This window comes from Limnoraphis robusta BA-68 BA1 (genome assembly GCF_034932365.1).
GTDB classification, from domain to species: Bacteria; Cyanobacteriota; Cyanobacteriia; order Cyanobacteriales; family Microcoleaceae; genus Capilliphycus; species Capilliphycus robustus.
Window position 1 is genome coordinate 77,128 of sequence record NZ_JAYGHR010000069.1, and the last position, 15,674, is coordinate 92,801.

Here is a 15,674-nt window from a genome sequence, read left to right on the forward strand (position 1 = left end):
ACAAGATGAACGAATTTTTTAACGCCCTGTTAGAAGTGTTAAATACAACGGCTGTACAGACCTTTTGGCATGATTTACTTGCCGGAGAAATTACGCTGTTAACGGGTATTGTTTGGTTGGCGGTTGCGGGTGCTGTTTCGATTCTGGGGGGTGCAATTGGAGGCATTTTATTAGCCCGAAAAGACTTAGGTTTTGGTTTGTCGGCAATGATTGGGGGTTTGTTTGGCCCCGTAGGTGTTTTACCTGCAATTGCACTAGGATTGATTGTCTTGAAGTTTGTTTAAAATGAAGGAGAAAGTACCATGTTAGAAGTCGGTTGGTTCAGTACCAAGTTACTGTTAAAAGGAAAATTGTTGCAAAATCCGGGCTATTTTGTTCGTCAAAGTGCTATCGGGTTAACATTAGGTTTACTGTTGTTTGTCGGGTTGGATAAAGTGGGTGTAACCTTGTGGTTGCCGATTGTTTTATCGAGTTTATTGACAGGAATTGCCATGCCTTTTCTGTTGAAAGATGTCAAAATGAAATAACCCCAATTTCTAAATTTGTAGGATGGGTTACGCTGCGCTAACCCATCAAAACCTATTAAAATTCATCAATTCGCCTAAAATGTAAAAAAATGGGTAAAAATGGGCGCAAGCCTTGCGCTACAATTGAATTAAAAATTAAAATAACAAGATAAAACTATACAAATATTATGACTTCAACGCCAATTTCTCCCCAAGATGCTGTAACGTTAGAAGACTTGGTTCAAGAAATAAAGTTTTTTGAAAACACCGTTTTAGAATGGCATGACCCAGAAAAGTTATTGGTTGTCGAGGGATTAAAACAATCGATAGAAGCGTTACATAAAGAGGCGCTAATTCGTTTAATTCGCAGTGTTAAACAAGAATCTCTCGCGGCGTTACGTCATGCGGTTGAAGATGAAATAGTTTACGGACTGTTGCGTTATCACGAACTTGTAAAACCGCCCCAACCCCCGTTAGAAACTCGCATTCAACAAGCCTTAGAAGAAGTGCGTCCAGGCTTAAAAAGTCATAGCGGCGATGTGGAATTAGTGGCTGTTAAACTCCCCGATACGGTAGAAGTTAAATTAGTCGGAACTTGCAGCAATTGTCCGGCTTCTACGTTAACCTTAAAGCAAGGGGTTGAACAAGCGATTAAAAATCATTGTCCTGAAATTCAGCACGTTATCTCGGTTAATACTCCCGTTTCAACGAACAATTCTCATTCTATTATTAGCCCTTTTTCTACGGATAACGAAGCAGGTTGGGTGGCGATAACAACCATTGAACAGATTCCAGAGGGGGGAATTTTAGCTGTAGAATTGGATGGGTTAAAACTGATTATAACCCGATTTGCTGATCAGATTCAAGCCTATCGCAACAGTTGTACTCATCTGGCGATGCCGTTAGATAAAGGAGAAATCAAAGAGGGAATTCTAACTTGTCCGTTTCATCATTTCCAATACAATTTAGAAACCGGAGAATGTCTCACCGCCCCCGAAATGCCATTACAAACCTATCCCGTGAAACGAGTTGGAGAACGAGTGTTCGTGCGAGTTTAATAATATTTAGATGAATACCCCTGTTAATTCTCAATCTTCTTCTATTCCAGATATTTTTTCCCCAAAAGGTGCGGAAATTATTCTCGGACAACAACCCTCTGATGTGTTAGCAGTTCCCCTCGAACCGAATGCCACGACAATGTTTGGCCCGCGTGGCTTGTGTTGGGTGGAAAATGGGCCGTTGTGGGTGGCCGATACGGGACATCATCGTTTATTGGGATGGCGCCAACGTCCCGAAGTTGATGGACAGGCGGCGGACTGGGTGATTGGACAGCCCGACTTTTACCAAGAAGGACAAAATGCCAACGGTTCCCCAACGGCTTCAACGGTGAGTGTTCCGACGGGGATGTGTATTTGTGGCGAAAGTTTGGCGGTTGCTGATGCGTGGAATCATCGCGTTTTAATTTGGAAAAAAGTTCCTCAAGATAGCAATATTCCGGCGGATATTGTTCTCGGACAAGCGAATTTTAACGCCAATGAACCCAACCGAGGCGAGTTTGAAACCGCAGCAAATCGAATGCACTGGCCCTATGGGGTTTTCTATTACAATGGGCAGTTTTTTGTGGCGGATACGGGAAATAGACGGGTGTTAGTTTGGCGGGAATTTCCGATAGAAAATGGTCAACCTGCGGACTTTGTTTTAGGACAGCCAGATTTGGTTTCTCGGGATGAAAATGGCGGCGATAGTCCGACGGCTTCGAGTATGCGTTGGCCTCATGATTTTACGGTTTGGAATCATCGTTTTGTTGTTACCGATGCGGGGAATAATCGCTTGATGATTTGGGATAATATTCCCACAGAAATCAATCAACCTTGTGACTTTATTTTGGGTCAAATGGGGTTTGATACGGTTGAATTGAATCAAGGGGTTTATTTCCCCTCTGACTCTAGTTTAAGTATGCCTTATGGGGTGGCTGCAACATCTGAATGGTTGATTGCGGCTGATACTGCAAACTCAAGATTAATTGGATGGAAAGGTGAGATTTCAACGGGAAAAGCGGCGGAAATGTTAACAGGTCAATCCCATTTTAAGAGTAAAAGTGAAAATCGTTGTTATGGGAATGCAACTCGCAATAGTTTGTGTTGGCCCTATGGCATTCAAGTTTATGGAAATACGGCGATGATTGCCGATTCTGGGAATAATCGGGTGTTATTGTGGTCAATAGGTTAAGCCTATAATTAATAGGATTTATCCCCCCTAGCCCCCTTTTTTATCCCCCCTAGCCCCCCTTTGAAAGGGGGGAATAAAGGCGATAAATTATAAATCAAGCCCTGTTTTATAAGGGGAAAAATAAAAAATAAAGTCCCCCTTTATAAGGGGGATTTAGGGGGATCAATTCTCTCTAAAATTTGAGCAACTAAGCATCGGTTTGATTTTCGGTTGAGGATTGAATCGCTTGTTGAACTTGTTCTAATTCTAGTCCTAATCTGACAGCAATTTCTTCTAAACTAATTCCCAAACTCATTAGAAAAGGAACTAATTCTAATTTAGCTTCTTGTCGCCCTTCTTGTCGTGCTTCTTGTCGCCCTTCTTCACGCCCTTCTGCAAAGGCTTCTTGATAAAAACGGGTTTGTTTTAAGTCATTTAAACTAAACATGGCTTCCAATTCCTCCCGACTGAGTTGAGGTAATTTATAGACTAAGATGGCTTCTATTAATTGTAGAAGATCGGTTTGAGATTGTGGCTGAAAAGTTTCTGCCCTCACCCGTTCAATTAAACTCTGGGCGAGAGGAATGGCTTGTTCTTGCTGTGCTACAATCAGTTGAACGGTGGCAATACCGACGGAATTTTCCGCTATTTCTCCTAACTCATCCAGATAAATTAGACTGACTCGCCCTGCATGAAATAACTCTTGATATCGAGGAGTTTCACCGGGGTCAATATTGCGACTGGGATAAAGAACCACGCCTCGCCAGTCGTTAATGAGATCGGTTTTATTAAGATCAAGAAAAATTTCGGCAAAAAACCGGGAATAAAAGCGAGAGTCAGATTGAAACTGAACTTCAGCAAAGTAAATTGGTGGGTTAGTTGCGTTAAGATTTGGGATAAAAACGCCATCAATTCTAAAAGAGAGTTGTTTGACTTCAACGGAAGCAAACTGATAATTTTCGGCTTCTTCGGGTGAACGGTTAATCAGTTCAAAAAAAATACCCGGAAAGGCTTCAAATAAGCGATAAAAGAGAGTATCTGTTTTCACTCAATTGATTTTTGAGAAAATTTTGTAACAAAGAATAACACAGCGATCGCTAAAAAAGCCTGAAGAAAGACCAAAGAAATTCCCCTGATCGCCCAATAAAGATTCACAATAAAGGCATAGGGTCTATATGAATGAAAAATGACTACGATAACGGGTCACATAGCTGAAGAAATTCGCGTTTGCGGTATCGTTCAAGGGGTGGGGTTTCGTCCGACTGTTTATCGTCTTGCCCTAGACTGTGGCTTGTGTGGAGAAGTCAGCAATGACGGTGAAGGGGTGTTAATTCGCGTGGTGGGTGATCGCAATTCTATCGATACATTGATTCATCGTTTGCAAACTGAACCGCCTCCTTTAGCAAAAATTGAGTCGATTTCTCGCTCTCCCTACACAGGTAAACAGTCTTTTTCTAATTTTACCATAGTTTCCAGTAAAAGCAACAAAATTAGAACAAAAATTGCTCCCGATGCGGCAACTTGTCCTGCGTGTCAACAGGATATTTTCGACCCATTAAGTCGATTTTATCGCTATCCTTTTACAAATTGTACTCACTGCGGCCCTCGTTTAAGTCTTATTAAAAAGTTGCCCTATGACCGAGAAAATACCAGTATGGCGGGGTTTAAATTTTGTGGAGACTGTCAACAAGACTATGAAGAGCCAGTTAATAGACGGTTTCACGCCCAACCTATCGCTTGTCATTTTTGCGGCCCGAAAGTAACATTAGAACGAGCGGATGGTAAGCCCGTAACGGCTCATATGTTCTCGATGTTAGATGAAGTTGATGCCGTTTGTACGCTGCTTCAACGAGGGCAAATTGTGGCGATCAAAGGGTTAGGGGGATTTCATCTGGCTTGTGATGCAACAAACGAAGAAATTGTGCAGAAATTACGTCTTCGTAAACGTCGCCCCGATAAACCTTTAGCGTTGATGGCGCGAGATATTAATATTATTGAAAACCATTGTTTTGTCACAGCAGAAGAACGAGAATTATTAGAAAGTTCAGCCGCACCGATTGTATTATTGCGCCGGAAAAAAAGCCTAAAAGATGGAATTGCTGCTTCTGTAGCACCTCATCAAAATTATTTAGGGTTTATGTTACCCTACACGCCCTTACATCATTTAGCATTGAGAAGATTAGAGATTCCAATTGTTCTCACCAGTGCTAATTTTTCTGATGATCCGCAATGTATTGATAATGCAGAAGTGAGAAGCAAACTTTATAATGTTGCTGATTATTTTATCTTACATAATCGGGAAATTGTCAACCGGGTTGATGATTCTGTTGTGAGAATTTCTAATAACCGTTTACAAATTCTACGTCGGGCGAGAGGATACGCCCCAGCCCCGATTAATTTACATCCCGAATTCAAAGATAAACCGGCTATTTTAGCAATGGGAAGTGAACTAAAAAATACGTTCTGTTTGTTGCGAGAAGGTCAGGCGATTTTATCTCAACATATTGGCGATTTAGAAAACGCTTTGGCTGCGGAAGCCTATCAGAAAACATTGAATCTTTATTTGGGTTTACTTGAACATCAACCGAGTGCAATTGCCGTTGATTTACATCCCGAATATTTATCAACGAAACTCGGCAAAGAACTTGCAGAAAGCAATAATATTCCGATTGATTTCATCCAACATCATCACGCCCATATTGCTGCTTGTATGGCAGAAAATGGCTTATCTATTGATACCAAACCAGTTTTGGGAATTGCCTTAGATGGGTTAGGATATGGCGATGATGGGACAATTTGGGGCGGTGAATTTTTGTTGGCTGATTATGGCAGTTTTAAGCGTTTAGGAACGTTTAAACCTGTAGAAATGATTGGCGGTGAACAGGCGATTTATCAACCCTGGCGCAATACTTACGCGCATTTAAAAGCGGCATTTGGGGAGGATTTAACCTCACAAGTTATGGGTTTAAGATTAGGTGAATTTTTAGTCCAACAACCGTTAAAACTCCTCGATCAATTGATTACAAAACAGATTAATTCTCCTCTCGCTTCTTCCTGTGGACGGTTGTTTGATGCGGTGGCGGGGGCGATAGGAATTTGTCGCGAAAGTTGCAGTTATGAAGGACAAGCTGCGATTACACTAGAAGCGATCGCGGAAGACTATCTGTTAAATTACTCTGAAGAAATTGAGCCTTATCCGTTTCTGGTGAGAAAATTAGAATGCTCGTTATTGTCTATCGAACCTCGTCCGATGTGGTTCGCTTTGTTAACAGACTTGCGACAAACTCTTCCAGTGGGGATGATGGCGGCGAAGTTTCATTTAGGGCTAGCTGAAGCGATCGCCATGATGGTTGAGAGGTTAAGTTCTGAAACTGATTTTAATCAAGTTATTTTAACAGGAGGTGTGTTTCAAAATCAAGTTTTATTAACCCAAGTTTGCAAGCATTTAACTGCCAAAAATCTCGAAGTTTTAACTCATAGCCAAGTTCCGGCGAATGATGGGGGACTCTCCCTCGGACAAGCCGTAATTGCGGCTGCTAAACTAGAAGAATAATAAATTACTCGAAAAAAATGTGTTTAGGAATTCCGGGTCAAATTACTGAAATTACCGACATCACCAACAAGTTAGCAATGGTTAATATTGCGGGTGTAAAACGACAAGTGAATATTGCTTGTATCGTTGATGAAACTCATTCGATAGAGTCTTGTGTCGGAGATTGGGTGTTAGTTCATGTGGGTTTTGCCATGAACCGAATTGATGAAAAAGAAGCGGCTGAAACGTTAGAAATTTTACAACAATTAGCCGCCCTTCAGTAGATAATAAAGCTGCCCTCCCCATTTAGGAGAAAATAAGGATGCAAACCGCCCCGGAAAGCCTTTCTTGGTCTGATATTCCCACCGATGTTAAAGATTTGTTAATGCAAGCGGTCGAACAGTGGGAAGATACGACACAATCAGAACAATACATCTATCAAGCCTTAGAAAAATCAGGAGAAAATTATGATGTATTAATTGGGGTGTATCGTTATTTTTTCTACAAAAACAAGCCTGCAATGGCTCTAAAAATTGCTGAAATGGTTCTGAATAAAATCAAAATAGAGGAACAATTACCGGACAGTTGGGAAGACCAAAAACCGCGCTTAATTCAAGATCAAGAACAGCCTAAAATTAGACTATACCTAAATGCTTATGCAGCAACAGGTTATATTCTCGCCCGTTTAGGTGAAATTGAACAAGCCAAACAAATCACAGAACAAGTTAAAGAAATCGATACCCAAAGACAATCTAGTGCGACGACGGTTTTTGAAGTATTAACCAGACCCTCTGAAGAAGACGAAGAATAATTTTAGAGATAAATAAAAATGAGGAGAACACAACGATGAAATATGTTGATGAATTTAGAGATCCCCAAAAATTACAAGCCTTAATGGGGGAAATTAACCGTTTAACGTTAATACTTGAACGGACATCCGAACACCCGTTAAAAATCATGGAAGTTTGCGGGGGTCATACTCATTCTATCTTTAAATATGGCATCGAAGAACTTCTTCCTGATAGTATAGAACTGATTCATGGCCCCGGTTGTCCCGTTTGTGTGATGCCGCGAGGAAGACTCGATGCTGCGATTAAATTAGCCGACATTCCTAACGTTATTTTTACGACGTTTGGCGATGCGATGCGGGTGCCGGGTTCCCAAAAAAGTTTGCTACAAGCGAAAGCGGAAGGTGCCGATATTCGCATGGTTTATTCACCCTTAGACGCCTTGCCCATTGCCAAACAAAACCCTGATAAAGAAGTCATTTTCTTTGGGTTAGGCTTTGAAACCACCGCACCGAGTACCGCTTTTACGATTCTACAAGCTGAAGCTGAAAACATCAAAAATTTCAGTATTTTTTGCAATCATGTGATTGTGGTTCCGGCGTTAGAAGCCTTATTAGATAACCCCGATTTAGAACTCGATGGTTTTATTGGCCCCGGTCATGTTAGTATGGTTATCGGTTCAAATCCCTATCAAATTATTGCCGAAAAATATTATAAACCCGTCGTTGTTTCCGGCTTTGAACCGTTAGATATTGTGCAGTCTGTTTGGATGTTGCTGCAACAGTTGGTAGACCGACGCTGTGAGGTCGAAAATCAGTATAAACGTCTGGTTCAACCGGATGGAAATCCGATGGCGTTAGAAGCCATTTCTAAAGTGTTTGAAGTGCGAGAAGAATTTGAATGGCGGGGACTGGGAGAAATTGCCCAGTCAGGACTGAAAATTAATTCAAATTATGCCCAATTTGATGCGGAGGTTAAGTTTAATATTTCTGATGTGAAAGTTCCCGATGCGGCGGCTTGTCAATGTGGAGAAATTCTTAAAGGAGTCTTAAAACCCTGGCAATGTAAAGTATTCGGAACCGCTTGTACACCAGAAACACCAATCGGAACTTGCATGGTTTCTTCAGAAGGGGCTTGTGCGGCTTATTACAAATATGGTCGCCTTTCAACCGTTGCAAAAGCCAACAAACCCCAACGTTCAAAAGCAAAAGTCTAAAGCTTTCTATCTTTTTTATAGCAACAAATGAGGAGGAAAACTGTATGCCATTTGTCACAATTCAAATTGGAGAAGGTCATTCTATTGAGAAGAAACGGGAACTTGCCAAAGCCGTAACCGATGCTTTAGTCGAAACTTTGGGAACCCAACGAGAATGGGTGACGATTCATATTGATGAATTTAGCCGGGATAATTGGGCGGTTGGTGGTGAATTACACTCCGACAAACACCCCGGACGTCACGCTGAAAAATCGGCTTAATGTGTTGGGAGTAATAGGATTGAACCGTTAAAATGACTCTTTAAACTATTACTCCCAGACTAATTTTTATTAGATGATGAGCGACACCATGACTCAGCCTTTGGTTACTAAACCGCTTAGTAAAATCGAACTGAATCCGGGTAGTAAAATCAAAATTTATGATGTAAACTGGCAGGAGTTTGAAGGGTTATTAGAGGAATTTGGAGAACGGCGAGATGTTCGCATTGCGTACCATCAAGGAACCTTAGAAATTATGGCTCCCCTACCCGAACATGAACGCTCAACTGTTGTAATTTCTGACTTGGTTAAAGTTATTTTGAGGGTTCAAAAACAGCCTTGGGAGTCTCTCCGTTCGACAACATTAAAACGAAAAACAATGGCGGTTGGAGTTGAACCCGATGACTGTTTCTATATCAAAAATTATCGGCCTGTTATCGGAAAAAATCGGTTAGACTTGGATATCTATCCGCCTCCTGATTTGGCTATTAAAACGGATGTCACCTCATTAACAGAAATTAGTGCCTATGAAGCCTTGAAAGTTCCCGAAGTTTGGATTTATGCCCAAGATGTTTTAACGATTAATCTATTTCAAGGGGGCAAATATATCGAATATAAAACCAGTTTAATCTTTCCAGATTTACCCATTGTTGAACTCATTCCAGAAACCATAACCAAAGCAAAACAGATAGGAATCAGCCAAGCTTTAGAAGAATTTGAAAGCCGGTTATTAACAAATAAAGGTTAAAATACATGACACATTCTTTGAGTCAAAACTCAGCCGAACATCCCCTCTTTCAAAAACTAGAAAAAGTGCGTCGTCGCCCTGCAAAAATTCGAGATAAAACCGTGACACTCGCTCATGGAAGTGGCGGAAAAGCGATGCGGGATTTAATTGATGATATTTTTGTCAAAACCTTTGATAATCCGATTCTCTCTCTACTCGAAGATCAAGCCAGTTTGAACTTAGCAGAATTAGCAGCACTTGGAGATCGGTTAGCTTTTACAACCGATTCTTATGTTGTTGATCCGATATTTTTTCCGGGTAGTAACATCGGGGAACTTGCTGTTAATGGCACCGTGAATGATTTAGCGGTAAGTGGTGCAAAACCGCTTTATCTTTCCTGCGGTTTTATCCTGGAAGAAGGGCTAGCGATAGACACGTTGCGGGAAATTGTTCAAAGCATGAAAATAGCCGCAGACAAAGCAGGCGTAAAAATCGTTACCGGAGATACAAAAGTTGTTAATCGGGGCTGTGCAGATAAACTGTTTATTAATACAGCAGGTGTCGGGGTAATTCCTTCAAAAATTAACATTTCTGCTCAAAATTTACAACCAGGAGATGTGATTTTAGTCAATGGTTATCTCGGTGATCATGGCACTGCAATTTTAATCGCTAGAGGTGAATTAGCCTTAGATACAGCCATCGAAAGTGACTGTCAACCGTTGAATCATTTAATCGATAAAATAATAGAAGTTTGCCCAAACATTCGGGCTTTACGCGATGCAACTCGGGGCGGGGTGGCAACGGTTTTGAATGAATTTGCCATGAGTTCAGAAGTGGGAATTCGCCTGTTTGAACCGCAATTACCGATTAGAGAAGAAGTGCAGGGAGTCTGTGAAATTTTAGGGCTTGAACCGCTCTATTTAGCCAATGAAGGGAAGTTAGTTTTAGGGGTTCCGAAAGAATACGCCGAAACGGTTTTAGAGGCGATGAAATCTCATCCTGCGGGCGAATATTCCCGAATAATTGGGGAAGTGATTGCTTCTCCACCCGGGGTTGTTTTGCTACAAACGGCGTTTGGAACTGAACGTATTGTGGATATGTTAGTCGGGGATCAATTGCCCCGAATTTGTTAATTTAACTCAAACTTTAACAAGGATTTTAAGTTATGCACGAACTCGGAATTACTCAAAATATTGTGGCAATTGTCAGTGAACACGCCAGAGGCGCACCCGTTAAACGAGTCACGTTAGAAATTGGTAAACTCTCGGCAATTATGCCCGATGCGATTCAATTTTGTTTTGATGTTTGTACTCAAGGAACGGTTTTAGAAGGGGCAACGTTAGAAATTATAGAAGTGGCAGGTTTAGGAAAATGTCGGCAATGTGGAACAGAAGTTCCTCTCACTCAACCTTTTGGAATTTGTCACAATTGTAATAGCGTTGAACTCGATATTATTCAAGGCGAAGAACTCAAAATTAAAGAAATGGAGGTTGAAGAATTATGTGTGTAACTTGTGGCTGTTCTGATGATAGCGAAACAACAATGACAAACCCTCAAACGGGAGAGAAAATTGAGATGAAAACTCATCATCACCATCCCCATTCTCATACTCACGAACAGCAAACTTCAGCCCCAGAAGAACATACTCATACCCATACTTTAGCCGATGGAACGGTTGTTACTCATACTCATGCTCACGCCTCAGAACCTCCTAAAACTGAAGCGAAAGTGTCTGAAATTCATGCTAAAATGCACGGCAATACTATCGCTTTAGAAGAAGCAATTTTAGGTAAAAACAACTTGATTGCGGCTCAAAATCGCGGCTGGTTTAAAGGACGAAATATTTTAGCTTTAAATCTTGTCAGTTCTCCCGGTTCAGGCAAAACAACGCTATTAACCCGCACGATTAATGATTTAAAATCAAAGTTAACTTTTAGCGTGATTGAAGGCGATCAAGAAACGATTAATGATGCAGAAAAAATTCGGGCGACTGGCTGTAATGTTGTTCAAATTAACACGGGAACCGGGTGTCATTTAGAAGCCGCAATGATTGAAAGAGGCTGTGAAGAGTTGAACCCGCCTCTCAACTCGATTGTAATGATTGAAAACGTCGGAAATTTAGTCTGTCCCGCATTATTTGATTTAGGAGAAAAGGCAAAAGTAGCGATTCTTTCAGTTACAGAAGGGGAAGATAAACCGATTAAATATCCCCATATGTTCCGGGCGAGTCAAGTGATGATTTTAACGAAAATTGATTTACTTCCCTATGTTCAATTTGATGTGCAACGCTGTTTAGACTACGCTCGTCAAGTGAACCCTAAAATGCAAATTTTCCAAGTTTCCGCCTCAACAGGAGAAGGGTTAGATGCTTGGTATGACTGGTTAAAATCTCAATCTCAGCAACTCTAAACTTAAAGGTTGGGTTCAACTTCTGTCAAACCCAACCTATTTAGAAAAGCAGATCAAAATCCTCAATTTTAAAGTAAGTTACGAACCATTTGATAAAACCACTCTAATCCCGCCTGTTGTATCCACAAAGGAGGGATATTATAGTTATCCTCTTTGAAGTTGGATGAAGTGATGATTGGATTTGAAACTTTCTCAATGGGTAAGCGCATAATTATTCCTTGTTTCTCTCAAGTGGTATAAATTTCTCTGCTACGGGTTGGGGTGTTCAAGGTTGAAATAGGGATATAAAGTGTTGACTTAGGCGAGGGATGAGTGTGAATTTAAGTTCCCGTTTTAGAGATGAATTAGAACTTCAATCTGATTCCTTTACCTTGAGAACATAAAAGTCTGATTAATGAACTTTTGTTGCTTTGATTTGAGACTAGCGCATTAAAACCTCTAGTCAAAGTCATCAAGCCAATTACGATTCAGCAATTTGCTCGTTAGCCTCTCAGGTAACTTATCAGATGAATGCTTTTGTTTGTTTCACCCCTTCATTCTATCTGAGTAGTCAACCGGAAAAAAAGGGGTTTATGTAATATCTATGTAAAAGTTTAGTAAATTTGAGTTCGACCTGCTGGGGACTCCTGGAGGGATTTAAGCTAAAAAACGGCTGACAGAGGCTAGGATTGGCCAAAACAGATTTAATCAAACAAACGGGCATCTTAATCAAACGCAACAAAGTTTTGTAAATTTGCTTCTCACAAGCCCTAACTGAAAATTTGATTAAAAAGCTACAATTCAACTCTAGTCCTATCAACTCCTCTGTCATATGGAGTAACTTAGGTATAGTAAATACAACTAAAAGAGGGTATTGATATGGGACATCTGTTCTTTCATCTTGAGAACTTTGATCACTTTTTCATTCAGCCGTCGTCAACTACGCCCCAAACTCATTAAACCTGCCTAATTTCTCAACAAAGATCACCCATGAATTCTAAACAATTACAACGATTGTTGATCTTTTATTCTGCTGTGGGAATATTTGCCATTAGTATACTGGTGGCAATTTTAAGTATTTTTCCACTCTATCAACAACTGAAAAAAGGCGAAGAACGTAACTTACAGTCCGCTTTACGAACTCGAACATTAGCCGTTGAGGAATTTCTATCTAGAGCCAAAGATATCACTGCACAAATTGCTAGCCGCACCCAAGCAAAAAGAGAATTAGAAAGCTATAACCTCAATCCAAATGCTGGCAATTCTGCTGCTGCTAACCTTACCCGTATTCTCACCGATGCTCTCAAGGAAACTGAAGATTTAGCTGGAATTACTCGCCTCGATCAAAATAATCAATTGATAGCTAAAGTTGGTTTATCTATCCCCAATCCACTTCAGAAATTGTCCTTTCAAGACTCTAAAAATAATCAAATTAGTCATCCGATTCGCCTCAACGATCACTCCTATCTGATTGTGACTACACCCATTCTTAACTCTAAAAAACAACAAATTGGTACAGACTTAGTGCTATTTAAAATGGATCGCTTAGAAGAAATTATAGCAGATTATACAGGCTTAAGTCAAACGGGAGAAATCTTTTTGGGAGCTTTTCAGGATGAACAGATAAAGTTATTTTTCCCATCAATCAATCAACCCAAAACGCTTTATGAACCTCTGATAAAGGCTCTTGAAAAAAACCGAATGTCTCAAGAATCTAGACTAACTGTAGTTCCAGCTAAGTCCTGGATTCACTCTCAAGTGATTGCCTTTGAACCCCTATCTAAAATCAATTGGTGGTTAGCAATCAAAATCGAGCGGAATGAATTGTATGCTCCCGTAAATCGTCAGCTTATTACAATTGGAATTGTGACGATTATTTTGAGTCTTACGGGTGCGAGTGGGATGATATTACTCTTGCGTCCGTTGGCGGGTAGAGCGATTATTAAAGCCGATGAATTGGAAAAACAACTTCAAGAAAAAAATCTCACTTTGCGGGAGTTAAATTACACTCAAGAACAACTTCTATTGGAAATTCGCGATCGCAAACAAGCTGAAACGAAACTGCAAAAACGAGCCGAACAACTCCGAAATCACAATACCGTTTTAATGGAACTAGCTCAACATCGAGCGGTTAATAAAGGAGATTTGCTAACAGCGTTTCGAGCGATTACTGAAGCGACAGCAAAGATGTTAGGTGTTGAACGGGTGAGTATTTGGTTATATGATGACTCAAAAACTTATTTACAATGTCTAAATTTGTACCATAAAAAAATCGATCAACATAGTGCAGAAGTCAAAATTAGAGTCAGGGATTATCCTGCTTATTTTCAAGCCATTAGCTCCCAAGATATTCTGGCAGCTCCTGATGCTCGTACTGATCCCAGAACTGAGGAATTTTTAGAGGATTATTTCAATCCTTTAGGGATTGTTTCCCTGCTCGATACGGCGATTTGGATTAGTGGAGAAATAGTCGGTATTCTTTGTATTGAGCAGTGCGAAACCATCCAAAACTGGACACCCGAAGATGAAATTTTTGTGCGTTCAATTGCCAATATTATTTCTTTAGCGATTGAGGCGAGAAATCACCAACAAGCTGAACTCGCATTAAAAGAAAGTGAAAGGATGTTTCGTCAGCTTGCCGAAAGTATTGATAGTGTATTTTGGATTAGCGATGCTCATGGAGAAAAGATATACTATGTTTCTCCGGCTTATGAAAGAGTTTGGGGGCGTTCTTGTCGCCAAATTTATCAGCAACCGCAATGTTTTATTGAGTCCATTCATCCAGAAGATCGCGAACGAATTATTTTTGCTTTGACTCAAATCGCTTCTGCTGAATATGAAGAAGAATATCGAATTGTTAAACCGAATGGTGAAATTCGCTGGATTTATGATCGGGGTTTTCCTATCGCCAATGACCAAGGAGAAATAGATCGAGTGACTGGAATTGCTACCGATATTACAGAACGCAAACAAGCCGAGACAGCCCTACGACAATCAGAAGCTCAATTAAGAGAACAAAAACAACAGCTTCAGCAAGCTTTTAAAGAACTTCAACGCACCCAAACTCGGATGATTCAGAGTGAAAAAATGTCGAGCTTAGGTCAAATGGTGGCCGGAATTGCCCATGAAATTAATAATCCGGTTAACTTTATTCATGGAAATCTTCTCCATGCGGAAAATTATATTGAAGACCTGCTCAATTTAGTTCAACTCTATCAAAAGTATTATCCTGATCCGCCTCCTGAAATTGAAGCAGAAATTGAAACCATAGAACTAGATTTTATTCAAGAAGATATTAAAAAACTCCTCCAGTCTATGCAAGTTGGAACCGAGCGAATCCGAGAGATTGTCAAATCACTGCGAATCTTCTCCCGTTTAGATGAAGCCGAAATTAAAGAAGTTAATCTACATGAAGGAATTGATAGCACTTTAATGATTTTACATAATCGCCTCAAAGCTAAACCCGGATATCCCGGTATTGAGGTCATTAAAGAATATGGTCAACTTCCTCGGATCAATTGTTATTCTGGACAACTCAATCAAGTGTTTATGAATATTCTCAGTAATGCAATTGATGCAATAGAAGACGTTCATTATTCTAAATCTCTCCCAGAAAACCCGTGTAATCCCGGCTGTATTCGCATTAAAACCGAACGAATTGCTGACAATTGGGTGCAGATTTTGATCGCAGATAACGGCTCGGGAATGAGTGAAGAAGTTCGCTCTCGTTTGTTCGATCCTTTCTTTACAACTAAACCCATTGGGAAAGGAACCGGATTAGGGCTTTCGATTAGTTACCAGATTGTGATTGAAAAACACAAAGGACAAATTGAATGTGATTCAATCTTAGGAAAAGGCACACAATTTAGAATCATCATTCCCATTCAAACCCTGCTCTGATCATTTTCCTCTGATTATTGATGTGATTTCTATCACGCATTTTTCTGAACTTTTTAATTAAATTAAAGTTAAACAGAGATTTATGAATTTCATTCAAAACAATCAGGTCTATCTATGAAACCCAATATCAAGCTTGCAGGACAGGTGTTCGC

Annotated in this window: 16 protein-coding genes; 14 read left to right on the forward strand and 2 right to left on the reverse strand. The window is 40.3% G+C overall.

Going from position 1 to position 15,674, the window contains the following annotated elements; translation table 11 throughout:
- Positions 1 to 5 precede the first annotated feature (5 nt).
- The 4 genes from VB836_RS19125 to VB836_RS19140 all read left to right on the forward strand — a co-directional run bounded on the left by VB836_RS19125 (position 6) and on the right by VB836_RS19140 (position 2,735).
- Positions 6 to 284 carry a hypothetical protein gene (locus VB836_RS19125; RefSeq protein WP_323221619.1) on the forward strand — a complete coding sequence of 93 codons (279 nt, stop codon included), beginning with the start codon at positions 6 to 8 and terminating at the stop codon, positions 282 to 284.
- Between the two features lie 18 nt (positions 285 to 302).
- The gene (locus tag VB836_RS19130; RefSeq protein ID WP_046276464.1) at positions 303 to 527 is read left to right on the forward strand and encodes a hypothetical protein; all 225 of its coding nucleotides are present in this window, start codon (positions 303 to 305) and stop codon (positions 525 to 527) included.
- 167 nt (positions 528 to 694) lie between these two features.
- The gene (locus VB836_RS19135) at positions 695 to 1,564 is read left to right on the forward strand and encodes a NifU family protein (protein WP_323221621.1); all 870 of its coding nucleotides are present in this window, start codon (positions 695 to 697) and stop codon (positions 1,562 to 1,564) included.
- 10 nt (positions 1,565 to 1,574) lie between these two features.
- A complete protein-coding gene (locus VB836_RS19140; protein ID WP_323221624.1) occupies positions 1,575 to 2,735 on the forward strand; it encodes an NHL repeat-containing protein in 1,161 nt (386 codons plus the stop codon).
- A gap of 187 nt (positions 2,736 to 2,922) precedes the next feature.
- Here the strand turns inward: VB836_RS19140 and VB836_RS19145 are convergent, their stop codons facing one another.
- A complete protein-coding gene (locus VB836_RS19145; RefSeq protein ID WP_323221626.1) occupies positions 2,923 to 3,762 on the reverse strand; it encodes an Rpn family recombination-promoting nuclease/putative transposase in 840 nt (279 codons plus the stop codon).
- A gap of 138 nt (positions 3,763 to 3,900) precedes the next feature.
- Here VB836_RS19145 and hypF point away from each other — a divergent pair, with 138 nt between their 5' ends.
- The 9 genes from hypF (at position 3,901) to hypB (ending at position 11,643) form a co-directional block, all read left to right on the forward strand.
- Complete coding sequence (hypF, locus tag VB836_RS19150) at positions 3,901 to 6,267, forward strand: carbamoyltransferase HypF (protein ID WP_323221627.1); 2,367 nt, start codon at positions 3,901 to 3,903, stop codon at positions 6,265 to 6,267.
- A 17-nt stretch (positions 6,268 to 6,284) separates the two neighbouring features.
- The gene (locus tag VB836_RS19155; protein WP_046278812.1) at positions 6,285 to 6,530 is read left to right on the forward strand and encodes a HypC/HybG/HupF family hydrogenase formation chaperone; all 246 of its coding nucleotides are present in this window, start codon (positions 6,285 to 6,287) and stop codon (positions 6,528 to 6,530) included.
- Positions 6,531 to 6,568: 38 nt separating this feature from the next.
- Entirely contained in the window at positions 6,569 to 7,057 is a 489-nt protein-coding gene (locus VB836_RS19160) for a hypothetical protein (RefSeq protein WP_323221632.1), read from the forward strand.
- Between the two features lie 35 nt (positions 7,058 to 7,092).
- On the forward strand, positions 7,093 to 8,250 hold the full coding sequence (gene hypD, locus VB836_RS19165; RefSeq protein ID WP_323221634.1) for a hydrogenase formation protein HypD: 1,158 nt from the start codon (positions 7,093 to 7,095) through the stop codon (positions 8,248 to 8,250).
- 44 nt (positions 8,251 to 8,294) lie between these two features.
- Positions 8,295 to 8,510 carry a 2-hydroxymuconate tautomerase gene (locus VB836_RS19170; protein ID WP_046278809.1) on the forward strand — a complete coding sequence of 72 codons (216 nt, stop codon included), beginning with the start codon at positions 8,295 to 8,297 and terminating at the stop codon, positions 8,508 to 8,510.
- Positions 8,511 to 8,598: 88 nt separating this feature from the next.
- Positions 8,599 to 9,255 carry a Uma2 family endonuclease gene (locus tag VB836_RS19175; RefSeq protein ID WP_323221637.1) on the forward strand — a complete coding sequence of 219 codons (657 nt, stop codon included), beginning with the start codon at positions 8,599 to 8,601 and terminating at the stop codon, positions 9,253 to 9,255.
- 5 nt (positions 9,256 to 9,260) lie between these two features.
- On the forward strand, positions 9,261 to 10,367 hold the full coding sequence (gene hypE, locus VB836_RS19180) for a hydrogenase expression/formation protein HypE (protein WP_323221638.1): 1,107 nt from the start codon (positions 9,261 to 9,263) through the stop codon (positions 10,365 to 10,367).
- Positions 10,368 to 10,399: 32 nt separating this feature from the next.
- Positions 10,400 to 10,744, forward strand: a complete 345-nt coding sequence (gene hypA / locus VB836_RS19185; protein WP_323221640.1) for a hydrogenase maturation nickel metallochaperone HypA — start codon at positions 10,400 to 10,402, stop codon at positions 10,742 to 10,744.
- Positions 10,735 to 11,643, forward strand: coding sequence for a hydrogenase nickel incorporation protein HypB (gene hypB, locus VB836_RS19190; RefSeq protein ID WP_323221643.1), 909 nt, complete (start codon positions 10,735 to 10,737; stop codon positions 11,641 to 11,643). Before hypA ends, hypB begins: the two co-directional genes overlap by 10 nt.
- A gap of 68 nt (positions 11,644 to 11,711) precedes the next feature.
- Here the strand turns inward: hypB and VB836_RS19195 are convergent, their stop codons facing one another.
- On the reverse strand, positions 11,712 to 11,852 hold the full coding sequence (locus VB836_RS19195; RefSeq protein WP_160315460.1) for a hypothetical protein: 141 nt from the start codon (positions 11,850 to 11,852) through the stop codon (positions 11,712 to 11,714).
- A gap of 760 nt (positions 11,853 to 12,612) precedes the next feature.
- Here VB836_RS19195 and VB836_RS19200 point away from each other — a divergent pair.
- Positions 12,613 to 15,522: an ATP-binding protein gene (locus tag VB836_RS19200; protein ID WP_323221646.1), complete on the forward strand. Its 2,910-nt coding sequence runs from the start codon at positions 12,613 to 12,615 to the stop codon at positions 15,520 to 15,522.
- Positions 15,523 to 15,674: the final 152 nt, after the last annotated feature.